This window comes from Flavobacterium sp. K77 (assembly GCF_021608205.1).
Taxonomy (GTDB): Bacteria; Bacteroidota; Bacteroidia; order Flavobacteriales; family Flavobacteriaceae; genus Flavobacterium; species Flavobacterium turcicum.
The window spans coordinates 312,954-337,027 of sequence record NZ_JAKIHO010000002.1; the positions used below are offsets into that span (position 1 = coordinate 312,954).

A 24,074-nucleotide genomic window follows, 5' to 3' on the forward strand; every position below is an offset into this window, starting at 1 on the left:
TTTTTTATATGTTTTATTTTAAATCTAAGCTTACAAAAGTTCGAAAACACCCGCAGAACCTTGACCAGTTCCTACACACATAGAAACAATTCCGTATTTGCTTCCGCGACGTTGCATTTCGTCAAATAATTGAACAGAAAGTTTAGCACCTGTGCATCCTAGAGGATGCCCTAAAGCAATTGCTCCACCATTTACGTTAATGATTTCAGGGTTCAAATCAAGTTCACGAGTTACAGCTAATGCTTGAGATGCAAAAGCTTCATTAAGCTCAATTAAATCAATATCATTAATTGTTAATCCTGCTTGTTTCAAAGCTTTTGGAATTGCTTTAACTGGCCCAATACCCATGATTCTTGGCTCTACTCCAGCTGATGCAAAATTTACTAAACGAGCAATAGGTGCAATATTCAATTCTTTAACCATTTCTTCGCTCATGATTAAAACAAAAGCAGCTCCATCACTCATTTGTGATGAGTTTCCTGCAGTGACACTACCATTTGCTTCAAAAACAGGACGCAATCCAGCCAAAGCTTCTTTTGATGTACCAGCTCTTGGACCTTCGTCTTTGTTTACAACGTATGATTTGGTTTCTTTTTTTCCATTTTCATTTAAAAACGTTTGCTCTACAGTAATTGGTACAATTTGTTTGTCAAATTTTCCGTCTGCTTGCGCTTGCAATGCTTTCATGTGAGAGTTGTAAGCAAACTCATCCTGGTCTTCACGAGATACTTTAAACTGTTGTGCTACAGCTTCGGCAGTTAATCCCATTCCCCAGTAGTAGTCTTCGTTTCCTGCTTTTGCCACAGCATAATCGGGAGTTGGTTTGTAACCTCCCATCGGAATAAAACTCATGCTTTCTGCTCCACCTGCGATAATGCAGTGTGCCATTCCTGATTGGATTTTAGCAGTCGCCATTCCAATTGTTTCAAGACCAGAGGCACAGTATCTATTTACAGTAACTCCAGGAACATCCTCTACTTTTAATCCCATTAAGGAAATCAAACGAGCTACGTTTAAACCTTGTTCTGCTTCCGGCATGGCATTACCTACCATTACGTCATCGATGCGTGTTTTATCAAAATCAGGCAACTCGTTCATCATGAATTCGATGGTCTCTGCTGCCAATTCATCAGGTCTTTTAAATCTGAACAATCCCTTTGGAGCTTTCCCCACAGCTGTTCTGTATGCTTTAACTATATAGGCTGTTTTCATATTAGCCCCCTATCCCCCGGAGGGGGAATTCCTATTAGGGGTAAATAGGATTTTAAATTATTACTAGTTCGCTACCTTGTTCCCCCTTTGGGGGTTAGGGGGCTCTTAATTTCTCAACGGTTTCCCTTTAGTTAGCATAAATTGAATGCGCTCTAAAGTTTTTCTCTCTGTACAAAGTGATAAAAAGGCTTCTCTCTCAATGTCTAACAAGTATTGTTCACTAACTAAGGTTGGCTCAGATAAATCTCCTCCGGCCATTACGTAAGCTAATTTGTTAGCGATTTTTTTATCGTGTTCAGAGATGTACTTACCTGCCTGCATTTGATCTGTTCCTACTAAGAACATTCCTAATGCTTGCTTACCTAATACTTTAATGTCTTTACGTTGAATCGGTTGAGTGTAACCTGCTTCCGCCATTAACAATGCGTGCTTTTTAGCCTCAGCAATTTGACGATCTTTGTTTACTACAATGATGTCTTTGCCATGTTGTAACAATCCTGTATCAAAAGCTTCATATCCTGAAGTAGATACTTTTGCCATAGCAATAGTTAAGAAGTACTCTTGTAATACATTCAACTCCACGTCGTTTTTATGAAACAAATCAGCAGCACGTAAAGTCAATTCTTTTGATCCACCACCGCCAGGGATAACACCGACACCAAACTCCACAAGTCCCATGTAAGTCTCTGCCGCAGCAACAACTTTGTCAGCATGCAAACTCATTTCGCAACCACCACCAAACGTCATTCCGTGCGGAGCAACTACAACTGGAATTCCAGAGTAACGCACGCGCATCATGGTGTCTTGGAACATTTTGATCGCCATGTTCAATTCGTCATACTCTTGCTCTACGGCCATCATGAAAATCATTCCGATGTTGGCTCCAACAGAGAAATTGGCAGCTTGATTTCCAATAACCAAACCTTGATATTCTTTTTCAGCCAAATCAATCCCTTTATTGATAGCTTGTAACACATCGCCACCAATAGTATTCATTTTTGATTGGAATTCTAGGTTTAAAATTCCGTCTCCTAAATCTTGAATAATTGCTCCACTGTTGCTCCAAACTTTTTTGCTTTCGCGAATGTTGTTCAAAATGATAAATGCATCTTGACCAGGAACTTTGATCTGATTTTTAGTAGGAATGTTGTAAAAATAAGTAGCACCTTCTTTTACACTATAAAAACTGTTGCTTCCAGAAGCTAACATTTCTTCAACCCAAGCAGCAGGAGTTACACCTTCGGCTTTCATGATTTCAATTCCTTTTGCAACACCAATTGCATCCCAAATTTCGAATGGACCATTTTCCCATCCAAAACCTGCTTTCATGGCATCATCAATCTTGTATAATTCGTCTGCTATTTCAGGAATACGGTTTGATACGTAAGCAAATAAACCAGCAAAACTTTTTCTGTAAAATTCTCCTGCTTTGTCTTTGCCTTTTACTAAAACTTTAAAACGGTTAATTGGCTTATCAATAGTTTTAGTTAACTCTAAAGTTCCAAATGATGCTTTTTTAGCAGCTCTGTAGGTTAAAGTATCTAAATCAAGTGTAAGGATTTCTTTTCCTTCTTTTTTGTAAAAACCTTGACCAGTTTTACTACCTAGCCATTTGTTTTCCATCATTTTGCTTACAAATGTTGGCAGTTTAAACAAATCATGTTGCTCATCGGTTGGGCAGTTTTCATAAATACCATTGGCTACGTGTACCAATGTGTCTAGACCAACAACGTCTACAGTTCTGAATGTTGCTGATTTTGGGCGACCGATAACTGGTCCAGTCAATTTATCAACTTCTTCAATGGTTAATCCCATTTCTTGAACTAAGTGAAATAAACTTTGGATACCGTAAATACCAATTCTATTTCCAATAAAAGCAGGGGTATCTTTAGCAACAACTGATGTTTTTCCTAAAAATTTCTCTCCATAAACAGTAAGGAAGTCAAGAACTTCAGTTGAAGTGTGAGGTCCTGGAATAATTTCGAATAATTTCAGGTAACGAGCAGGGTTGAAAAAGTGGGTTCCACAAAAATGTTTCTGGAAATCTTCACTACGACCTTCACTCATAAAATGAATCGGAATACCAGAAGTATTTGAAGTAACTAATGTACCTGGTTTTCTGAATTTTTCAATTTGCTCAAAAACAAGTTTTTTAACATCCAATCGCTCCACAACTACTTCAATAATCCAATCAACACCAGCAATTTTTGCCATGTCATCAGTCGTATTTCCAGTTGTAATGCGGCTTGCAAATTTTTGACTGTAAATAGGGGATGGTTTCGATTTTAACGAATTGGCTAGACTATCATTTACCAAACGATTTCTAACAATTTTACTCTCTAATGTCAAGCCTTTTTTTGCTTCGGCCTCCGTTAATTCTCTCGGTACGATATCCAAGAGTAAAACTTCAACTCCGATGTTAGCAAAATGGCAAGCAATTCCAGAACCCATGATTCCAGACCCAATTACTGCAACTTTTTTAATGGTGCGTTTCATACTTATTTTAATTTGTTTCTGAGCTGTAGTCTATTGCAGTTTTTTCTGAATTTTCTACAAACCCTATTAATGTTGTTTATGATTGTGTTTGGTTTACCAATTCACCCTTAGCTTCTGAATGTTCAATTGTTGTGAAAATATTTTTGTCGACAATCAGTTCATTGATAATCTCAGCTACTTCTATAAAATGCTGTAATTTTTCGTCTGAAACATGCGCTTTTACAGCTTCATTAAATTTCAGAACAGTATTTTTTGATAAATCTCTTTTTTCTTTTCCAAAAGGAGTTAAATAAATTAATACACCGCGGCCATCCTCTGGATTTTTTTTTCTTGTGATTAGTCCTTTCTCCTCCATAGATTTTAATGTTCTGGTTAAGCTAGTGGCTTCCATTCCCATTTTTGGTCCCAAAGAAGTAGAGGGCGTACCACCTTCCTTATCTATGCTCAACAATGCAAAACCTGTTGCCATGCTAGCATCGTACTTCGAAGCTTCTTCGTTGTACATTCTTGCAACGGCTTGCCAAGTGGCACGTAAAATATAATCTATTGTTTTTTCTTTCATGTGTAACTATATCGATTTCAAATATAATAAAAATAATACTATGCACGCATAATATATTTGATTTTTTTTTCAAAAATAATTTTGCACTTACAAAATTGTAGTTGTAAATCAAGGAAGTAACTATTTTTCGTCTTAGGGCATGTCCCTTTGGGTCGGGCTATTCGTTTTATCTTTTATATCGTGACTTGAAATAAGTCACGATATAAAAGGATATCACTGCTATCCCTCATGCAGGAATTAATTACTTAGTAGACGTTTAAATTTTTAAAAATAATGTAAAAATAAAAAGCACCTATGAAATAACATAAGTGCCTTTTAGCAGTGTTCATGATGACTTACCACAAATTAATTCAAAGTTTTTTTGATTTCCATCACAAGTAAAAAGTAGTTTCGATTTGCAAGCAAATAATAAGTGAGCAATTCTTTTACAAGAAAAGGATTTACTTGTGGTATATATTGCTAGTTCATTGGATTAAACAGCTTTTGTAAAGTACCATATCACTTGAGCTGAATTTTTTATTTCAATCGAACTAAATAGTCTCGATAACATCTACAATTTCTAATCTACTTTTAGGTTTGCGGTCTGGTTGGTTGGAGTCATTTTCATCTCTGAGTCCTATAGCAACTGCAAATACAGCAGAGTAGTCCTTTAATTTTAAAATAGCGTTGTATTCCTTACTATTTATTCCTTCCATAGGCGTAGAATCAATAGACATACTAGCGCATGCGCTCAAGAAAAAACCTAGAGAGAGATATACTTGATTGTGAAACCATGATTTTATAGCATCCTCAGGTAATGGTTTTATGAACTGATTGTAATAGCCAATTGCTCCTTCTGGAAGGTTAGTGTTGATTTGATTTTCAAATTTTGAAATAGTATCGATGGCACAAAAAACTATCAAGTGACTTGCCTCTTTAATTTTTTGCTCATTAAAGAAGGAGACTTCCGCCAGTTGACTTTTGATTTCTTCGTTGGATATAAAAACAAATTTCCAAGGCTGACTATTGATAGAGGAAGGACTCAATCGCAGAATTTCTTGTAATTGTTCTATTTTACTATCAGATATTTTTTGTGTTGCGTTATACTTTTTTGTTGTATATCTATTTTTTGCTAAAGATGTAAATTCCATTTTTATATTGTTTTATTTTTTTTACTAATGAAGAAGATTCATTTTAGTGTCCTTTTTTTAAAACTGACTTATTCTATTTTGAACTTGTATATGTAATATGGCGCTTTTCCTAAATCGGTTGTGCCAGTAAAAGCTACTGTTTTGTGTAATTGATTAACAGCAATGTAAAGATATTGTCCTTGGATACTAACGTTGTCTGGCCATAGTAACCTATTGTCGCGAATCAACATTTGTAGTTTTTTGGTTTTAGTATTCCATTTATCAATACCCTTATCGTTTAAATTTGTAAAATAATGATCGCCATTTCTGCTGGTTGTTGCTCCATCAGAAATAGGTTTTTTGCCTATTTTTTTTACAGTAGCCAAAATTTCTTTGTCACTTTTATTAGCTCTAATGGCTTTAGCAGAAATGCTGTACCAAGTTTTTCCATTCATGGCGCCGTAATATATTGTTTCTTTATCCTCAGATATTGAAATTGGGTCAACTGCTACTCGAGATGGTTTGCCACCAAAATAAATGAGTTCAGAGTCAATGACGGTGTTTACGTCCTCACTTAAAAAAGAGGGATGTTGTTGCAAACGTTTTGCTTCTTTGGTATTTAAGTTTAAAACTATTAAACCAGGATTTGCAATATCTGCAAGGTATACAAAGCCATTTTTAATATCGACTACCAAATCTTGAACAAATGAATTGGGAGGTGCAATTGAAGTAGGAAAAGTAAATGTCAAAATGTTTTCTTTTGTAACTGGATCAAAAGCAAATAATCTGGTTTTACCAAAATTTACTCCCATGTCAATAACCCAAATATTGCCATTAACATCAGTTGTAATTCCTAAGGGTGTATCAAAGGTTTTTTCAGTAGGAGTTTGTCCTGCTTTGCGTTGCCAACTTTGGTTTGGGAAAGCTTCATACGTTGTTTTGTCTTTTACAACAATTAACTGCATTGAGTGATTCCCAAAAGGGTGAATCGTTGAGAAAATTAAGCCTTTATTATTTACTGCAACGTTACCTGGTCGCATATTCATTTCTAAAACGACTTCTAATTGATCGTCAATATTATTTTTTTGTTGTGCGTATACATAATTTGTTGTGGATGTGAATATTGCTATTGCACCTACAAGAAACGGAATTAAACTGATTTTCTTCATTTTATACTATATTTTTTATAGTTACAAAATTAGGTATAGTTGTTTAACTTTGCAAGAACGGATAAAATGTATAGTAGTAGATGTATTGTATAGATAATAAAGAATTTCCTTGTAGCACAAGCTTGACAATGAAATATATAGGTGGCAAATGGAAGGCTGTAATTCTTATTCACTTAATTGAAAAAAAAAGGTATAATGAACTCCGAAAAGAACTTTCAATGGTTACGGAGCGAACAATCAGTCTTCAATTAAAGGAATTAGAAGCCGATGGTTTAGTAATTCGAACTGTTCATACTGCCAAACCACCTCTAAAAGTAGAGTATGAATTGACAGATTTTGGTAGAACATTAATTCCTTTACTTACCGCTATTGCAAATTGGGGTGAAGATGCCGCGCGGAATAACAATCAAATTCAGATACTTTAATTAAAAGAGTAAGCCGCCAAAGATTTTTCTGAGGCGGCTTGCTTATGGATTTAATTTATTTTTAAGTGCGAAACTATATCTCGATTAAATATTAAACTTTATTGAGGAAAGCAATTTATCATTTGTAAATTATCCATCTGTCTCTTTTCCTTAATTGGTAATTAGCTGTAAATTTTGTCAAACAAATCAGCGTATTTTTGTAGAACAATTTTACGTTTTAATTTTAGAGTTGGCGTAAGCTCTCCACCTTCAATAGACCACACATCTGAGGTCAATTCAAAACGTTTGATTTTTTCCCAATTTCCAAATTTCTCATTCAAAGTGTCTACTTCTTCTTGAATGCGCTCAATTACTTGTGCATTTGTACTAATTTCTTTATTGGTTTTACCAATATCGATTTTGTGTATATTTGCCCATTCGCGTAAAAAGTCAAAACTTGGTTGAATGAAAGCACCAGGCATTTTTTGGCCATCACCAATTACCATAATTTGCTCTATAAAGCGAGACTGCTTCATGGTATTTTCGATAGATTGTGGTGCAATGTATTTTCCTCCTGAAGTTTTAAACATTTCTTTTTTTCTATCGGTAATTTTTAAAAACCCATCGGAGTCAAATTCTCCTATATCACCAGTATGAAAATAACCATCAATAATTACCTCGTTGGTCAATGTTTCATCTTTGTAATAGCCCATCATTACATTTTTACCTTTACATAGTATTTCACCATCCTCAGCTATTTTAACAGAAAGGTTCACAATTGGTTTCCCTACGGTTCCTACACGAAAACCTTTGTTTCTTATATCATTTACTGAGATTACTGGAGACGTTTCGGTTAAACCATAACCTTCCATAACGGGGATTTGTGCTGCCGCAAATATTCTAGCTAGTCGTGGTTGTAATGCAGCACTACCAGAAACCATCAAATCGAGTTTTCCGCCAAGGCCTTCTTTCCATTTACTGAAAATTAGTTTTCTTGCAATTCCAAGTTGTAATTCGTACCAAATTCCGTTTTTACCGTAAGGTTGGTATTCTAATCCTAAATCAATAGCCCAAAAGAAAAGTTTTTTCTTGATTCCAGTTAACTCAGTTCCTTTGGCATATATTTTATCATATACTTTTTCGAGTAATCTAGGTACAGCAGTAATTACAGTAGGTTGTACCTCTTTAATATTATCACTAATTTTTTCTATGGATTCTCCAAAATAAATAGACACTCCATAATATTGATAGAGATACAAAATCATTCGTTCGAAAATGTGACAAATTGGTAAAAAACTCAAAGCCCTACTTTTACCTGCTTCGAAAGGGATACGAGGTGCGCTATCTAAAACATTTGAAACAATATTTTGATGCGATAACATTACACCTTTTGGTTTTCCTGTGGTTCCTGAGGTATATATTATTGTAGCTAATTCTTCGGTAGTCACATTGTTTTTTCTTTCCTCTACTTCGTTTTGATTGCTTGTGTCGGAACCTAAATCAAGTACTGCCGACCAATGCGCACTACCTTCAATAGTATTAAAGGAGTAAACTTCCTTTAGTAAAGGAACTTTGTGTTTGATTAAATTTACTTTTCGTAACACCTCTAGATCTGAAACAAAACAATAAATAGCACCAGAATGGTTTAAAATATACTCGTAATCATCCTCAGAAATAGTAGGATAAATGGGTACGGTTTGCGCTCCTGTTTGTAGGACACCAATATCCATGATATTCCATTCTGTGCGATTGTTGGATGAAATCAGTGCAATTTTATCGTTTTTCTGTACCCCAAGACGCAAAAGTCCTCGGGAAATGGCGTTTGCTTTGGCAATGTATTCTTGTGTTGAAGTTTTAATCCAGGTACCATCTTGCTTGCTTACTAAGGCATCTGGGATAGAATTGTATTTTTCCTGCTGATAATACGGAAAATCAAAGAGGCGTGTGATATTTATCATTATTGGGATATTGGATTTTTATGCAAATTAAAATAAAAATAGTTATAAAATTTTAAAATATGTAATTATATATTGATTTTACCGCCAAATAAACCATAAACAAAGTATAGTTCTACTGAGTAGTTTTATCAAATTGTTTTTTTGAAAGATCTAATTTGAGAATGAGGAAGTAAGTTGAATATGATTTTAAAAATGGAATTACTTCGCTTAGTCAAATTTGGTTTCAACTAAGCGATGTAATAGTGCCTCCGTGGTGGTATTGTTCTAAAATTTGGTTACTAATTCAAAATAGTAGAAAATGATGCGCAAGAGAGCACTAATTTGACCTTAAAAAAGGTAGTAATTCCGATATGTGTAGTATTTTACATAAAAATCTATATTATTGTTTGTATTTTTTAAATTATATGAATATTTAATTTATTACTTTGTTAAAAATAAGAATTATTTTTTATTAATTTGTATTTATATTTTTAATAATAATCATAAGAATATTTTATGAATTACACATTGCATCAATTGCAGATATTTTTGAAAGTGGTCAAAACACAAAGTATCACCAAAGCAGCAGAAGAATTGCATTTAACACAACCGGCGGTATCAATTCAGCTCCGAAATTTTCAGGATCAATTTGACGTGCCTTTGACTGAAATTGTAGGCAGAAAATTATATGTTACTGATTTTGGTCAAGAAATTGCACACGTTGCTCAAACGATTATTCAACAAGTCGAGACTATTAACTATAAAACAAGAGCTTATAAAGGTCAATTAAGTGGTAGATTAAAAGTAACTATTGTGTCAACTGGTAAATATGTAATGCCTTATTTTTTAGCTGATTTTGTCAAAAAAAATGTTGGAATTGATTTGCAAATGGATGTTACAAATAAAAGCAGAGTTCTAAGTAGTTTAGAAAATAATGAGGTAGATTTTGCATTAGTTTCGGTATTGCCAAGTGGTTTGAATGTGGATCAGTTAGATTTAATGCAAAATAGATTGTATTTGGTAGCTAATTCTAATTTAAAATTAAAACGCGGTGCAGATTCCTCTTCTATATTTAACGATATGCCTCTTATTTTTCGTGAAAAAGGTTCTGGTACGCGACAAGTGATGGAGGAATTTATTCAAAGTAACGGTATTTTTATTCCCAAAAAAATGGAGCTTACCTCAAACGAAGCTGTAAAGCAAGCTGTTATTGCTGGTATAGGTTGCTCTATAATGCCATTGATAGGTATCAAAAATGAATTGCTGAACCATGAACTACAGATAATACCTTATGCAGGTTTGCCAGTTACTACAACGTGGAGTTTAATTTGGCCTAAAGGGAAAAAACATTCACCTGTTGCCACTTCATTTTTAAATTATATGAGAAAAGAACGCGATAATATTGTGTCCAAAAAGTTCAGTTGGTCTGAAGATTTTTAAGTTTGTAAACTTTGGACCGAAATACAATATCGATTTTTGTTTTCAAAAAAAAATCAGCTTTTTTAAGAGCTGATTTTTTATCTTATTTTTTATTTCCTACCCATTTTCGGGCATTTACAAAAGCTTCTAACCATGGGGAAACTTCATCTTTTTGATCTCTGTCTGGATAGTTTGCCCAGTTCCATGGAAAAGTAGAACGCTCAATATGAGGCATCATTACTAAATGTCGTCCAGTGGTGTCGCACATCATGGCCGTGTTGTAGTCCGATCCATTTGGATTAGCAGGATAACCTTCATAGCCATATTTAGCTACAATATTATAGTTTTCTTCCGCCATTGGTAAGTTGAATTTTCCTTCACCATGAGAAATCCAAACCCCTAAAGTTGCACCTTCTAAACTAGAAAGCATAACCGAATTATTTTTCTGAATTTTTACAGATGTAAATCCGCTTTCATGTTTGTGTGAATCGTTATGTTTCATTTTTCCATGAACTTCGTGTTCTGGAGTAATTAATTCAAGTTCCATCATCAACTGACAACCATTACAAATTCCGACAGAAAGCGTATCTTCTCTCTTGAAGAAGTTTTTCAAGGCCGTATTTGCTTTTTCATTGTATAAAAAGGCTCCAGCCCAACCTTTTGCGGAACCTAACACATCTGAATTGGAGAATCCACCAACGGCTCCAATAAACTGAATGTCTTCTAACGTTTCTCTTCCCGAAATTAAATCGGTCATGTGAACGTCTTTTACATCAAAACCAGCCAAATACATCGCATTTGCCATTTCACGTTCCGAATTACTTCCTTTTTCGCGAATAATAGCTGCTTTTGGTCTGTTCGTATGGGAAACTACTGGCAATTTTCCATCAAAATGAGATGGAAAAGTAAACGATAAAGGTTGATTTGCGAAATTTTCAAAACGCTCTAATGACTTACCGTTTTTAGTTTGTTTCTGATCTAATAAGAAAGACGTTTCAAACCAAATTTCTCTGTATTTTTTTGATGAAAATTCATAAGTATCTTCATGATTTACAATAGAAATGGTATCCGAATTCGCAACCGTTCCAATATTGAAAATTTCAACGCCATTCGCTTTAAATGTGGTTTCTACTTCCGCATCAGCTTGAAAAACTACGGCAATATTTTCAGAGAATAACAATTTGGTAGAATCCTTTTCGTTAATAGAAGTTAAGTCGAAATTCGCACCTAAATTCACATCTGCAAAACACATTTCTAATAAAGTTGTGATTAATCCACCGCTTCCAATATCGTGTCCGGCTTTGATTTTTCTATCTTTAATTAAATCTTGTAACGTATTGAATGCTGTTTTAAAGAAGGCAGCATTTTTGATAGTTGGTGTTTCATTACCCACTTTATTTTGAGTTTGATTGAATGAAGAACCTCCTAATTTAAAACTATCTTGTGATAGATTTAGGTAGTAAATATTTCCACCATTGCGTTGTAAAACAGGTTCTACAACCTTAGTAATATTGGTACAATTTCCAGCTGCTGAAATAATCACTGTTCCTGGTGTAATTACCTCATCATTAGGATATTTTTGCTTCATTGAAAGCGAATCTTTTCCGGTTGGAATGTTGATGCCTAATTCGATAGCAAAATCAGAACAACCTTGAACAGCTTCGTACAAACGCGCATCTTCTCCTTCATTTTTACAAGCCCACATCCAGTTTGCGGATAATGAAACTGAATCTAAACCATCTTTTAATGGTGCCCAAACTAAGTTAGAAAGCGATTCTGCAATAGCATTTCTTGTTCCAGCAACTGGATCAATTAAAGACGAAATAGGAGCGTGTCCAATGGATGTTGCAATTCCTTCTTTTCCTTTAAAATCTAAAGCCATTACGCCGACATTATTTAAAGGTAATTGTAAAGGTCCAGTGCATTGTTGTTTGGCCACTTTTCCACCTACACAACGGTCAACTTTATTTGTTAACCAATCTTTACAAGCCACAGCTTCAAGTTGTAAAACTTGTTCTAAATAGGTTGGAATTTCGTTTGAGTTATATTCAGAATTACTATAATTTCTAGCAATTGTTTGGTCTGTCATGATAGTTTTTGGGGAACTACCGAAGAAGTCTTCCAAAGCGTAATCCATAGGTTTTAAACCTGTAGTTTTCGATTCGAATGTAAATCTATGATCGTTGGTAACATCACCTACTTGATACATAGGTGAACGTTCTCTATCGGCAATTCGTTGTAAAATATCAATGTCTTTTTCACCAATGACTAAGCCCATTCTTTCCTGAGATTCGTTTCCGATGATTTCTTTTGCAGAAAGTGTTGGATCTCCAACAGGTAATTTATCTAAATCGATTAATCCACCAGTTTCTTCAACTAATTCAGACAAACAATTTAAATGTCCACCTGCACCATGATCATGAATAGATACAATCGGATTGTGATCGCTTTCTACCAAACCACGAATGGCATTAGCAGCACGTTTTTGCATTTCTGGATTGGAACGTTGAATGGCGTTTAATTCAATTCCTGAACCAAAAGCTCCAGTATCAGCTGAGGAAACCGCAGCGCCACCCATTCCAATTCTATAATTTTCTCCACCAAGAATAACAATTTTATCGCCTTCTTGTGGTTTCTTTTTTATGGCTTGATCTAATTTTCCGTACCCAATTCCACCTGCTTGCATGATTACTTTATCGTAACCAATTTTACGATTTTCTTCTTCGTGTTCGAAAGTTAAAACTGAACCTGTAATTAACGGTTGACCGAATTTATTTCCAAAATCCGAAGCTCCATTTGAGGCTTTTATCAGGATATCCATCGGTGTTTGGTACAACCAAGGACGTTCTGCCATTGCTTCTTCGTGCTTACGATTGTTGGTCAATCTAGAATAAGAAGTCATGTAAACCGCAGTTCCAGCTAATGGTAACGAACCTTGTCCACCAGCCAATCGGTCACGAATTTCTCCACCAGAACCTGTTGCTGCTCCGTTGAAAGGCTCAACTGTTGTTGGGAAATTATGTGTTTCTGCTTTTAAAGACAATACAGAGTCAAATTCTTTTTCTTCATAAAAATCAGGTTTGTCTGCGCTTTTTGGTGCGAATTGTGTTACTTTCGGTCCTTTAACAAAAGCGACGTTATCTTTATATGCCGAAACGATATCGTTAGGGTTTTCTTGAGATGTTTTTTTGATTAACTTAAATAGGGAAGTTGGTTTTTCTTCTCCATCCACTACAAAAGTCCCATTGAAAATTTTATGGCGACAGTGTTCTGAATTGGCTTGTGAGAAAGCAAAAATTTCAGAATCTGTTAGTTTTCTTCCTAGTTTAGTAGCTAAATTATCTAGATATTCTACTTCTTCTAAACTTAAAGCTAGACCCTCTTGTTGGTTATAGGCATCGATATCTTCAATTTCTAAAATAGCTTCCGGTTCAATATTTACTGTAAATATATCTTGATGTAATTCAGCATATTTTTGAAGTAACATCGGATCGAAATCAGTAAAATCTGAATCTATTTTCTCAAATTCTTCAATTCTAACAATTCCTGTAATTCCCATATTTTGGGTAATTTCAACGGCATTGGTACTCCATGGCGTAACCATAGCGGCACGTGGTCCAACAAAAAAATCCGTAAGTACGGATTTTTCTAGGATATGTGCATCGGCAAAAAGCCAATTGAGTTTTGAAATGTCTTGAGCCGAGATTCCGTTTTGCGTTTGTACTGCAAAAACGGTTTTACTTTGGTTTTCAAAGAAATGAATCATTGTTGTGTAGTTTGTTGTATTGCGATGCAAATTTAGGTAATTAAGATTAAATTACCTGCATAAAAAAAGCGGCAATTTTGCCGCTTTTTTTGTTGAAATTCGATTGCAATTAAGTAGTACTAATTAAAGACTTGAAGTAGTAAATTTTAATTCAAATCATAAAACAATATTCTGTGATGTCATAGCTAAAATAGTACTAATCTTTTTGGGCAAATTTTATTAAAATTATCAGTTGGTTACTTTTTGTTTTTTTAAAAGAAAAAAAGAAAGTAGTCCAATAATAGGAACGCACCAAAGGAAAATAAGCAGTAGTGTTTTTTCTTGTAAATTCACAGAGCTTCTTAAAATCTTAATAGTCAAAACAAGATACAATAAAAAAATGACAATAATTATTAAGATAATAGAGCTTTCTGAAAGGGTTAAATTCATAATGTTTTGATTAAAGATTAAAGTTCCGATAACAAATACAATTTGGAAGCAAAATAGTATTATTTTTCTTATTTACAAAATCTTCAATAGGTCAAATGATTTTTAAATTATCACGAATGCTCAAATTGCATTTAGTTTGAATAAATAATTGATTTAATTTTCTGATTTCAATTGAAAAAAATAATCTTTATTTTTTACTATTTACCATCTTTGTATTGATTTAAAAGCAATTCAAAATTAAATCAGATTACGATTAAAAGACAATACTATCAAGTGAACAATGATGAAAGACTTGCATAAAAAAAGCGGCAATTTTGCCGCTTTTTAATCTAATCTATAACAATTTTTTGTGCGAAGTTTTCGGTTCCGATTTCAATTCTGATCAAGTAAGTGCCCTTTGAAATATTTGGTATTGCAATTTCAGATTGAGTTCTGTTCTGAGCGCTGTATATTTTTTGACCTAGGATAGAATAAATCTCTACATTATAAGGTTTTTCAGCATTATTAATGTAAAAAGTTCCGCGCGATGGATTTGGATATATAACAAGTGGTTCTGCTATGTTTGAATTTGCTGTTTTTTTGGTACTGGTTGTTCGACTTCCAAGGTTTGAGCAACTGTCTAAAGCAAATACATCCCATTGAGTAGCTTTGTTGAAAGTAGTTGAAGGTGCCGTTACTGTCGCTTTTCTACGAATGGTTTCGTCAATTGAAAAATTAGCAGATCCACCATTAAAAGTTCCAATGATATCAATAAGAACTCCGTTTTTAAATAAGCCTACGGCATCATTTCCGTTGAAAGTCATTTCGGTTGCGGATGTAGACAAGTTTGCTGAACCAGTAGGATAACAACTAGAAGCCATTAGACTATTAACGATAGTATATTTTCCACCGCTACTAATTGTTCCTGATAAAGTTAAACCAGCACTCCATGCTCCAGCACCGTTAGTTTGTCTTTTGATGCTATATGCCGAAAGGTTAATAGCTGCACTTGTTTTATTTGCAATTTCTAAAGCTTTGTTATTTGATGTACCTTCAATGTATTCGGAGAACATTAATTCAGTTGAAGTACTATTTGAACTGGTAACAACGGTCAAAGCATTACTGGTTGCAGATAAGTTTCCTACTGCGTCTCTAGCTCTTACAGTAAAAGTGTAACTAGTAGCTGCTGTTAAGCTACTAACCACCATGTTTAGTGTTGTTACTGTAGTTCTTAAAACACCATTAACATATACATTATAACCAGTTACGCCTACGTTATCAGTTGAAGCATTCCACGCAAGTGTTACAGAGGTTGTAGTTTTAGCTGTCGAAGTTAGCGATGTAGGCGTGCTAGGAGCAGTAGTATCTGTAGTACCACCGCCAATAGTTCCGCCCCATATGGCGTTAACATAAGACGGATTGTCTATAAACGGATTTCTATTGCCTTGGCGTGCATATATTGCATTATTTCTTTCAATTTCTCTGGCGCTCACCGGATCATTAGCGTGCCAAGAAAGAAGCAGGTTTAAAAAAGCAGTTGTAAATACTTGATTACTCGTTCCGTTGAACATAGCGTATGGATAACCAGCTACCGTGTTTTCATAACGAGTAGCAAAATAAAAATACATGCGAGCTATATCACCTTTAAAAGCTGCTGCTGGTTCAAATACTGTTCCTGTATATCCAGATACAGCACTTGTACCAAGTTTACTTCCGTTAAGTGTAGTTGTTGATGCTGTTGCAACGTTACCGTGCGGAAAACTTGAACGTAAGCCATTTACTTTTCCATCGGTTGGAGGAATAAAATGTGCATCAGAAACCATAGGCGCTGCTGAATTAAATGTAGATTGTGGAATTACGTGCTCTCTATTGTAGCAATCACCTTCTACAGCATACGTTCCACATTGATTTGTAGTTAACGTATAATTGTACGGATCTGTTCCGTTTTGATTTTCAGAATATAAATCGAAGATCGTGTTGTCATTCTCATTTTGATGATCTCTGTCAGATGTAGCATAGGTTGTCCATAATCCAGAGTAACCCTGATCGGTATGACCCTTAATAATGTTGTAAAGCTGTGTTTTGAGCGTGTAGCCGGAACCCGTTGCCGTGCTGTAATAACCGCTAGGCGCTTGTGCTTGACTTACAAAAATTACAAGTAGCATTACTGCAATGTAAAGTTTTTTCATAGTGTTGTTGTGGTTTTTGTTAAAATTTGCTTTTTGTTTTTACTTACAATGATGTTTGTAATCCGCAGCAAATTTAAAACTTAAAGAGTTCCTAATGTTAAGTTAATGTGAATTTAATCATTGATTATTGAATTTTTTTCTTAATAAAATAAGAATTTAGCTAAAAAAATTAAACAAATCTTATTTTGCATTAAAGTAAAGCGCAAAAAAAAGCGGCACATTGTGCCGCTTGATACGTTTTTCATCGTAAAATTTAATTTACAATCAATTTTTTGGTTACTGTAGCTGTTTCGGATGATACTTTTACTAAATAAACACCATTACTTAAATTACCAATTGATGCTGTGTTGGTATTATCAAAATCTTTTTCAAAAACTTTTTGTCCGATTAGTGAGAAAACTTGAACTGTATGTTTTTCGTTTGAGTTTTCAAAATTGATTTTCACATTTCCATTTGAAGGATTTGGATACATTGTAAAGCCGTTTTTTTCAAAATCAAGACTTGAAAGATTTGAAATAGCATGTGCTCCAAGTCCATCACAAGTGTTACTAGCAAATGAATCCCACTCTGCTGTTTTATCAAAAGTTGTATTTGGAGCAGTAATGCTTGCTTTTCTTCTTAAAGTAACATTTTCACCAAACTTAGCTGTTCCTCCATTAAAAGTACCTATAATATCAATCAATACCCCATTTTTGAACAATCCCATTGGATCATCTCCATTAAACGATTCTTGTGCAGATGATAAATTTGCACTAGTGACTGGATAGCAGGTTGTTGCCATTTGTGGATCTACTAATACAAATACAGCACCAGTATTTAATGTACCAGTTAAGTTGAGTCCAGTAGTCCATGGTCCAGCACCATTTGTTTGTTTTCTGATTGAATATCCAGTTAAGTCTATTGCTGCTCCTGTGAAATTTGCAATTTCTATAGCTTTATTGAAGCTGCTTCCTTCTACATACTCTGAAAAGAAAAGTTCTTTTGCACCAGCTCCGCCTGTGGGTGCTGCAGTTGTTGTTCCTTCTACATTTGTACTGGCAACAGATGAGTTTCTTGCATCATCACGAGTAATGATATAAAAAGTGTATGTTGTAGAAGCTACTAAGCCTGTTACAACAGTTGTTAGCTCTTTTGTCGTAGTTTTTAATGAACCATTCATGTAAACATCATAAGTGGTTACAGCAACATTATCTGTGGCGGCTGTCCAAGTTAGTGTTATTGCATTTGAACTTGTTGTACTTACGGTTAAATTATTTACAGCTGTTGGTGCTTGCGTATCTGCTGGCTCGGTTGTCCAAACGGCAGCAACATAGCTAGGATTGTCAATGTAAGGGTTGCGATTGTTTTGTCTTGCATAAATAGCATTGTTTCTGGCAATTTCTCTCTCACTTACAGGATCTTGGTTGTGCCAAGTAATTAATTGTGCTAAAAAGCTATCAGTAAAAACCTTTCCTGTAGAATTGTTAAACATAGGGTAGTTATAGCCTGCAACTGTATTTTCATATCGTGTTGCAAAATAGAAATACATCCTTGCAATATCACCTTTAAATTCATCAATTGGTTCAAAAACTTGTCCAGTATATCCGGCTATTGAACCAGTTCCAAGCTTACTTCCGTTGCGGGTGATTTCACTAACAACTGTTACATTGGCATGTGGGAAATTAGAACGAATTCCGTTTACCTTACCATCTGTTGGAGTGATAAAATGAGCATCAGATACCATTGGAGATTGTTCATTAAAAATTGACTGTGGAATAATATGTTCTCTGTTATAGCAATCTCCTTCAACAGAGTAGTTTCCGCACCTTTTTGTTGCTGTAATAGCATAATTATAAGGATCGACTCCGGCTGGATTTTCAGAATACATGTCTAATACCGAACCATCTTTTTCAAAAAAGTTGTCAACGTCAGATGTTTCGTAGGTTACATACAAATCCCCGTAAGATAGCGTTGTATGTCCTTTAATAATGTTGTACAATTGCGTTTTTAAAGTATAGCCTGTTCCCGTTGCAGTAGAATAGTATCCTGCGGGGGCTTGTGCTAAAACTGAAGTGCAAATAAATAAAAATAGAAATTTGTAAAGTTGTTTCATTTTTGTTTGTTTTGGAAAATTTTCGTGGACAAAAATAGTTTTTTCCGTTGATTTTCAAACGTTATGAAATCTTTAAATTTCAGTTTTTTACGGTTTTACGTTTTTGGAAAAGGTTTGTTTTGATAGGCACCTAAGTCTGGTGGCAAACTACGGCTAAATCCTAAAATGTCTTGAGGCACCACAAATAAAGAGTTTCCTTTACCAAAAGCAGCTGATTTTTCATCTATGTTTAGCTTGTTTTGTCTAACATTAAAAAATAAAGGATCTTTATTTAATAGAATTGATGTGTAATGTGTTGGATCAGAATTGAATTGATACAATGGATTATTTTGTACTTGAGTAGAGTTGGAATCAAACTTTATCAAACAACTATTAAATTGGTATTCGAAAGCGGCACCTTCTTTCTTGTTCAAACTCATCTCTGTGTTGTATGGTCCGTAAATGATACAGTTGTTGAAAATTGCTTTAGTTAGGTTTTTAACTTCTGGTATGGCTCCTTGTAAATTATTACTTACGAGTAACGCTAATTGTTCAGAGCTATTCCAATTATTATTAATCGTGCAATGGGTAAAGGTATAGTCTCCTCCGTAGGTACACGCTACACTTGCAGTTCCTGCTGTGTTTACAACAAGATTTTCGGCATTAATTTTGGCAGTTTGTGCCAAAATCCCAAAATTACTATTATTGTAAATTTGACTATTTTTGAGTTGAACGGTCGTGTTATCATTGTTTTGAATGAGTAAGCCGATTGTAGCATTTTTAATAGTCAAATGATTAATACTATTATTTGTACTGCCATCAGTAAGCCAGATTGTTCCCCATTGCCCAGGAATATTATCAAATTCGGGTTCTAATCGATCGCCTTCAAAAATTACTTCGTTCTCTAATTGTGGTGTCAAAGAGGTTTTTCCATCAACCAAAATTGAGGCTTTATTTGCTACTATTATACCGGAGTTCGCATGAAAATGTACGCGACTACCCGCTTGAAAAAGGACTGTTTTACTGGGTGGTACCGCTGCATAACCATAAATAACGTAAGGTTTTTTATTTGTAAAAATGAGTTCATTACCATTGATAGGATCGTTTTCATCTAGATAAAATCCCTCAATTTTATCTGAACCAATTGGTAATGTTTCGGTTGTACCATCAGCAAAACGTTGTGGATATAAAAAAACAGCATCTTGAATCAAGGTAACGAGTTCTACTTTTTGTAGATTTTCGCCACTATCAAATTGAATGAAATCGGTGTATAAAAAATCGGACGGATTTGCATCTTTAATAGAGGCAGTTGTTTCGATAAAAATAAACATACTGTCTTTTGCTAAAAGCGTAACATCTGTAAAAATTTTACCATTGCTACCTTGCATTCCGTCAACAGTCATGCGGTATTTTGAATTCAAACCTTTGCCCAATTGTACCGTAGGTATTGAAATGTCTTTTTTGCTTCGGTTGTAAACTTTTAGTCGGTATGTGCTTGATCCAATGTTAGAAAAAACCGTATCCAAATACACTGTATCTCTTGAAAATTCAAGTTCGCCAGTACTAGCAACAGTTTCAAAATCAGTTCTACAAGCAGACAAACTGGCAACAATTCCGATGAAAATCAAAAGTACTCTAAGACGCATGGCTTCTTTTTTTGGTAAAAATAAGGAAAAACTATTTTCGAAATCAGAATTACAATCACAATATCCGTATTGTCTCTCTTCTTTTCGTTAATTTTACACTTTAAAAAAATATACTAAAATGACTTTTGATAAAGAAAAAATACTGCATTGGTGCAATCATGTGTCAAAAAACACTTTGATGGAAACACTTAACATCGTTTACACTGATGCTGGCGAAGATTTCTTGGTTGCGACTATGCCTGTTACACCTCATGTGCATCAACCGATGGGATTACTGCATGGTGGTGCGTCAGTGGCCTTGGCTGAAAGTGTTGGTAGTGCAGCCTCGATGCTATTTGTTAACTCAGAAGTAAGCGAAGTTCGAGGAATTGAAATTGCTGCCAACCATTTAAAAGCTAAGCGCGACGGAGTGGTGACGGCAACGGCAAGATGTGTGCATAAGGGAAGAAGTATTCATTTGTGGGAAATAAAAATTACAGATGAGCGCAATCAATTAATTTCTTTGTGTAAGCTTACAAATATGATTCTCCCGAAGAGAAAAAGTGAAGAAAAATAATGGAAAACCTACTGCGTAGAGCTCAAGAACAAAGGCATGCTAATTTACCCTTTGTTTTGTATCATAAGCCTCAAAGTGATGAGGTAATTGGCTTTTTTCAAAAAAACGAGCATTTATACCAAGTTGCTGACTTTACGGAAAATGGATTTGTGTTTGCTTCTTTTGATGGTTCTAAAAAGTATTTGATACCGGAAGAAGCTGCTGAAGTACTCACAACACCATTTGTGCCTAAAACAATGCATTCTGATGGATCTCATTTTTCAAACGCGTTTAAGCAAGATGAAGAATTTTTTCAAAATTTGGTTCAAAAAGCGATTGTTAAGATTCAACAAGGTGCTTTAGAGAAGGTAGTGTTATCACGAATAGAAACTATTACTATTAATGACTTTGACTTATTTGAAGTTTTTGAAAAATTGGTTAATTTGTATCCTGCTACTTGTGTTTATTGTTTTTACCATCCGCAGGTAGGACTTTGGATGGGGGCAACTCCTGAACAATTGTTGCAAATTCGCGGGACCACATTTGAAACTATTTCATTAGCTGGGACTCAAAAAGCAACTAGTGTTGAGGTAGTTAATTGGGGATTGAAAGAGCAAGAAGAGCAGCAATTTGTGACCGATTTTTTGGTATCTAAATTGCAACCTGTTGCGGAGAAATTAAATGTTACTCCTCCATTTAGCATTCAAGCAGGCGCAATATGGCATATTAAAACAGTTGTTTCTGGAAAGTTATGCGCTACAACAAAAATTCGAGATTTAGTCAATTTACTGCATCCTACACCAGCAGTTTGTGGTTTACCAACCACGGCAGCTAAGCAATTTATTTTAGAGAATGAAAACTATGATAGACAATTTTATACTGGTTTTTTGGGAGAGTTAAATGTTACTTTTGGTGAAGAAAGAAAAGACTCTGATTTGTTTGTCAATTTACGATGCATGCAAATCGATATTCAGGAAGATGTTCAACAAAATACATCGGATGTTAAAGTGCAATTGTATATGGGTTGTGGAGTTACTAAAGATAGTATTCCTGCGAAAGAATGGGAGGAGAGTGTCAATAAATCATCGACTATGAAAAAGGTTTTTAGTTAATGAAAGTAGGTTAATTGGTACCGAAGTAATAAATAAAAATAAAAAAATGAAATTAGATATTTTAGCATTTGGAGCACACCCTGATGATGTGGAATTAGGTTGCGCAGGAACTATATTAAAAGAAATTTCTTTGGGTAAAAAGGTTGGTATTGTTGATTTGACTCGTGGCGAATTAGGCACACGTGGTACAGCCGAAACCAGAGATCAAGAAGCAAGTGCCGCAGCTGCTATTTTAGGAGTGAGCGTGAGAGAGAATTTGAAAATGCGAGATGGTTTTTTTGTAAATGACGAAAAACACCAACGCGAGATTATTAAAATGATTCGAAAGTACCAGCCAGAAATTGTGCTTTGCAATGCAATTGATGACCGACATATTGATCATGCAAAAGGGAGCAAATTAGTTTCAGATGCTTGCTTTTTGTCGGGCTTGATTAAAATAGAAACAGAGCTCGATGGCGAAAAACAGTTGGCTTGGCGACCGAAAGTAGTCTACCATTATTTGCAATGGAAAAATATTGAGCCCGACTTTGTAGTTGATATTACTGGTTTTAATGAAAAGAAAATTGCTTCTATTTTAGCTTACCGCACACAATTTTATGACCCTGAATCAAATGAACCAGAATCTCCAATTTCAAGTAAAAATTTCTTAGAAAGCCTCAGTTACCGCTCCAGAGATTTAGGCAGGTTAACAGGCGTAGAATATGCTGAAGGTTTTACAGTAGAAAGGTATTTGGCTGTCAATAGTTTAGGGGATTTGCGTTAAATTTATTGAATTTTTTTTCAAAAAACCTTTGCACAACTCAACTTTAGTTGTATCTTTGCCACCGCTAAGCAAATGGTGGTTGTAGCTCAGTTGGTTAGAGCATCGGTTTGTGGTACCGAGGGTCGCGGGTTCGAGCCCCGTCTTCCACCCAGAAAGTAAAAGCCTTGAAGAAATTCAAGGCTTTTTTTGTGCTTTATACCCAAACAAATAAAAACATTACTAAATTTGTTAATAAACGTTTTAATTTACTTTTGAGATAAATAATTGCTAACGAATTCGTCAAAACTAGGAAGGGTCTTATCTTCATACACCTGTATAAATTGTTTAAATTGCATGTATCCATACACCGAAGGATCTTGCGAAGCTTGTTCGTAATTTTGATTAAAAAAATCTTCAATAGTAGAGTTAGTAGGAATAGGGTTAGGCAGCTTTTGCCACATTTTTTTAGCACTTTCGTAACAAAGTTTTAGTTCTTTTTCTCTTCCTTGTTTTCTCCACCATAAAATGGCTAAAGTATTTGCAAACAATTCATTTTTATAGGATCCGTTTTGATTTCCTTCTTTTACATCTTGTAACGCGTGCGCTAATTCATGAGGAAGGTAAAAGCCATTAAAAAAATAACCAAAAGCAAGCTTTCCCTGAACTTCATCACCTGCCATTTCATAAAAAAATTGTTTTATCGGTGAGATTACCTGACTCCAAAGTGGCATATTAGCCGTTTTTTCAGGACCAGAGCCGTCATAATATATTAAGTACGGCGTTGTATTCAACACTGCTTTTACATCAAAATTGATTTTTGGGTTAATCTTCTTCACATCCTTAATGAATTGTGTAGTAATTGAATTTCCGTCTAATACTAGTGCGGTTGAATCTGTGTAGATATGGAACCAATCTGGTTGTGCTACGATCTTATTTGATACACCAAATAGGAGTATTAAAAAAATAATTTTTCTCATCTTAATTTTGTTTTAATTCATAATTCAGGATATTTTAAAAGCGTAAGTAGTTTAATTACAGGTAAATATACTAATTATTGTTCTTGCTTAACAAATGAAGTTAATTTTTAATACTTAAGATTTTACAGCGAAGGCAGGATTAGGATTGAAGTTGATCTTTTGTTTTCATTAATTAAAAAACAGAAGCCTTCCCTTTCTTTAAAAATGGGAAGGCTTACGACCTGTTTAAAGTGTTGATGTATTTACTAATTCTGATTTGTAAAATTTATTGGTGAGTTGTCATTTTTATTCAAAATCAACTAATACATTGATTTTCAAAT

Annotated in this window: 16 protein-coding genes and 1 tRNA gene; 6 read left to right on the plus strand and 11 right to left on the minus strand. The window is 34.7% G+C overall.

Annotated elements, in window-relative coordinates; translation table 11 throughout:
- Window positions 1-30 precede the first annotated feature (30 nt).
- From L1S34_RS07080 to L1S34_RS07100, 5 genes are all read right to left on the minus strand, one after another.
- A complete protein-coding gene (locus tag L1S34_RS07080) occupies window positions 31-1,212 on the minus strand; it encodes an acetyl-CoA C-acyltransferase (RefSeq protein ID WP_236363410.1) in 1,182 nt (393 codons plus the stop codon).
- A 105-nt stretch (window positions 1,213-1,317) separates the two neighbouring features.
- Window positions 1,318-3,708, minus strand: coding sequence for a 3-hydroxyacyl-CoA dehydrogenase/enoyl-CoA hydratase family protein (locus L1S34_RS07085; RefSeq protein ID WP_236363411.1), 2,391 nt, complete (start codon window positions 3,706-3,708; stop codon window positions 1,318-1,320).
- Between the two features lie 76 nt (window positions 3,709-3,784).
- Window positions 3,785-4,270 carry a MarR family winged helix-turn-helix transcriptional regulator gene (locus L1S34_RS07090; RefSeq protein ID WP_210788473.1) on the minus strand — a complete coding sequence of 162 codons (486 nt, stop codon included), beginning with the start codon at window positions 4,268-4,270 and terminating at the stop codon, window positions 3,785-3,787.
- Window positions 4,271-4,800: 530 nt separating this feature from the next.
- Window positions 4,801-5,400: a nitroreductase family protein gene (locus tag L1S34_RS07095; RefSeq protein WP_236363412.1), complete on the minus strand. Its 600-nt coding sequence runs from the start codon at window positions 5,398-5,400 to the stop codon at window positions 4,801-4,803.
- A gap of 68 nt (window positions 5,401-5,468) precedes the next feature.
- Window positions 5,469-6,548 (minus strand): L-dopachrome tautomerase-related protein, encoded by a 1,080-nt coding sequence (locus tag L1S34_RS07100; RefSeq protein WP_236363413.1) that lies wholly within the window; start codon window positions 6,546-6,548, stop codon window positions 5,469-5,471.
- 80 nt (window positions 6,549-6,628) lie between these two features.
- Here L1S34_RS07100 and L1S34_RS07105 point away from each other — a divergent pair, with 80 nt between their 5' ends.
- Window positions 6,629-6,973 (plus strand): winged helix-turn-helix transcriptional regulator, encoded by a 345-nt coding sequence (locus tag L1S34_RS07105; protein WP_166135446.1) that lies wholly within the window; start codon window positions 6,629-6,631, stop codon window positions 6,971-6,973.
- A gap of 161 nt (window positions 6,974-7,134) precedes the next feature.
- Here L1S34_RS07105 and L1S34_RS07110 read toward each other — a convergent pair whose 3' ends face one another.
- Window positions 7,135-8,910 (minus strand): AMP-dependent synthetase/ligase, encoded by a 1,776-nt coding sequence (locus tag L1S34_RS07110; RefSeq protein WP_236363414.1) that lies wholly within the window; start codon window positions 8,908-8,910, stop codon window positions 7,135-7,137.
- Between the two features lie 495 nt (window positions 8,911-9,405).
- On the opposite strand from L1S34_RS07110, the gene L1S34_RS07115 reads away from it, so the two are divergent.
- Entirely contained in the window at window positions 9,406-10,329 is a 924-nt protein-coding gene (locus L1S34_RS07115; RefSeq protein WP_236363415.1) for a LysR family transcriptional regulator, read from the plus strand.
- A gap of 82 nt (window positions 10,330-10,411) precedes the next feature.
- On the opposite strand, the gene purL is transcribed toward L1S34_RS07115, so the two are convergent.
- The 4 genes from purL to L1S34_RS07135 all read right to left on the minus strand — a co-directional run bounded on the left by purL (window position 10,412) and on the right by L1S34_RS07135 (window position 20,388).
- A complete protein-coding gene (gene purL, locus L1S34_RS07120) occupies window positions 10,412-14,074 on the minus strand; it encodes a phosphoribosylformylglycinamidine synthase (RefSeq protein ID WP_236363416.1) in 3,663 nt (1,220 codons plus the stop codon).
- Window positions 14,075-14,832: 758 nt separating this feature from the next.
- Entirely contained in the window at window positions 14,833-16,671 is a 1,839-nt protein-coding gene (locus L1S34_RS07125) for an endonuclease (protein ID WP_166135458.1), read from the minus strand.
- 253 nt (window positions 16,672-16,924) lie between these two features.
- The gene (locus L1S34_RS07130; RefSeq protein ID WP_236363417.1) at window positions 16,925-18,763 is read right to left on the minus strand and encodes an endonuclease; all 1,839 of its coding nucleotides are present in this window, start codon (window positions 18,761-18,763) and stop codon (window positions 16,925-16,927) included.
- A gap of 95 nt (window positions 18,764-18,858) precedes the next feature.
- Window positions 18,859-20,388 (minus strand): right-handed parallel beta-helix repeat-containing protein, encoded by a 1,530-nt coding sequence (locus L1S34_RS07135; RefSeq protein WP_236363418.1) that lies wholly within the window; start codon window positions 20,386-20,388, stop codon window positions 18,859-18,861.
- Window positions 20,389-20,506: 118 nt separating this feature from the next.
- Here L1S34_RS07135 and L1S34_RS07140 point away from each other — a divergent pair, with 118 nt between their 5' ends.
- The 4 genes from L1S34_RS07140 (at window position 20,507) to L1S34_RS07155 (ending at window position 22,948) form a co-directional block, all read left to right on the plus strand.
- Entirely contained in the window at window positions 20,507-20,944 is a 438-nt protein-coding gene (locus L1S34_RS07140) for a PaaI family thioesterase (protein ID WP_236363419.1), read from the plus strand.
- Window positions 20,944-22,035, plus strand: coding sequence for a chorismate-binding protein (locus tag L1S34_RS07145; RefSeq protein ID WP_236363420.1), 1,092 nt, complete (start codon window positions 20,944-20,946; stop codon window positions 22,033-22,035). The genes L1S34_RS07140 and L1S34_RS07145 overlap by 1 nt, the downstream gene beginning before the upstream one ends.
- A gap of 46 nt (window positions 22,036-22,081) precedes the next feature.
- A complete protein-coding gene (bshB1, locus tag L1S34_RS07150; protein ID WP_236363421.1) occupies window positions 22,082-22,798 on the plus strand; it encodes a bacillithiol biosynthesis deacetylase BshB1 in 717 nt (238 codons plus the stop codon).
- 74 nt (window positions 22,799-22,872) lie between these two features.
- Window positions 22,873-22,948 (plus strand) — tRNA-His (locus L1S34_RS07155).
- Window positions 22,949-23,043: 95 nt separating this feature from the next.
- Here L1S34_RS07155 and L1S34_RS07160 read toward each other — a convergent pair.
- Window positions 23,044-23,754, minus strand: coding sequence for a hypothetical protein (locus L1S34_RS07160; protein WP_236363422.1), 711 nt, complete (start codon window positions 23,752-23,754; stop codon window positions 23,044-23,046).
- Between the last annotated feature and the right edge of the window lie 320 nt (window positions 23,755-24,074).

What these genes read in the sequence shown, in the direction of transcription:
- L1S34_RS07080 (WP_236363410.1), bottom strand. Translation starts at nt 1,212, where the DNA reads ATGAAAACAGCCTATATAGTTAAAGCATACAGAACAGCTGTGGGGAAA.
- L1S34_RS07085 (WP_236363411.1), bottom strand. Translation starts at nt 3,708, where the DNA reads ATGAAACGCACCATTAAAAAAGTTGCAGTAATTGGGTCTGGAATCATG.
- L1S34_RS07090 (WP_210788473.1), bottom strand. Translation starts at nt 4,270, where the DNA reads ATGAAAGAAAAAACAATAGATTATATTTTACGTGCCACTTGGCAAGCC.
- L1S34_RS07095 (WP_236363412.1), bottom strand. Translation starts at nt 5,400, where the DNA reads ATGGAATTTACATCTTTAGCAAAAAATAGATATACAACAAAAAAGTAT.
- L1S34_RS07100 (WP_236363413.1), bottom strand. Translation starts at nt 6,548, where the DNA reads ATGAAGAAAATCAGTTTAATTCCGTTTCTTGTAGGTGCAATAGCAATA.
- L1S34_RS07105 (WP_166135446.1), top strand. Translation starts at nt 6,629, where the DNA reads ATGTATTGTATAGATAATAAAGAATTTCCTTGTAGCACAAGCTTGACA.
- L1S34_RS07110 (WP_236363414.1), bottom strand. Translation starts at nt 8,910, where the DNA reads ATGATAAATATCACACGCCTCTTTGATTTTCCGTATTATCAGCAGGAA.
- L1S34_RS07115 (WP_236363415.1), top strand. Translation starts at nt 9,406, where the DNA reads ATGAATTACACATTGCATCAATTGCAGATATTTTTGAAAGTGGTCAAA.
- purL (WP_236363416.1), bottom strand. Translation starts at nt 14,074, where the DNA reads ATGATTCATTTCTTTGAAAACCAAAGTAAAACCGTTTTTGCAGTACAA.
- L1S34_RS07125 (WP_166135458.1), bottom strand. Translation starts at nt 16,671, where the DNA reads ATGAAAAAACTTTACATTGCAGTAATGCTACTTGTAATTTTTGTAAGT.
- L1S34_RS07130 (WP_236363417.1), bottom strand. Translation starts at nt 18,763, where the DNA reads ATGAAACAACTTTACAAATTTCTATTTTTATTTATTTGCACTTCAGTT.
- L1S34_RS07135 (WP_236363418.1), bottom strand. Translation starts at nt 20,388, where the DNA reads ATGCGTCTTAGAGTACTTTTGATTTTCATCGGAATTGTTGCCAGTTTG.
- L1S34_RS07140 (WP_236363419.1), top strand. Translation starts at nt 20,507, where the DNA reads ATGACTTTTGATAAAGAAAAAATACTGCATTGGTGCAATCATGTGTCA.
- L1S34_RS07145 (WP_236363420.1), top strand. Translation starts at nt 20,944, where the DNA reads ATGGAAAACCTACTGCGTAGAGCTCAAGAACAAAGGCATGCTAATTTA.
- bshB1 (WP_236363421.1), top strand. Translation starts at nt 22,082, where the DNA reads ATGAAATTAGATATTTTAGCATTTGGAGCACACCCTGATGATGTGGAA.
- L1S34_RS07160 (WP_236363422.1), bottom strand. Translation starts at nt 23,754, where the DNA reads ATGAGAAAAATTATTTTTTTAATACTCCTATTTGGTGTATCAAATAAG.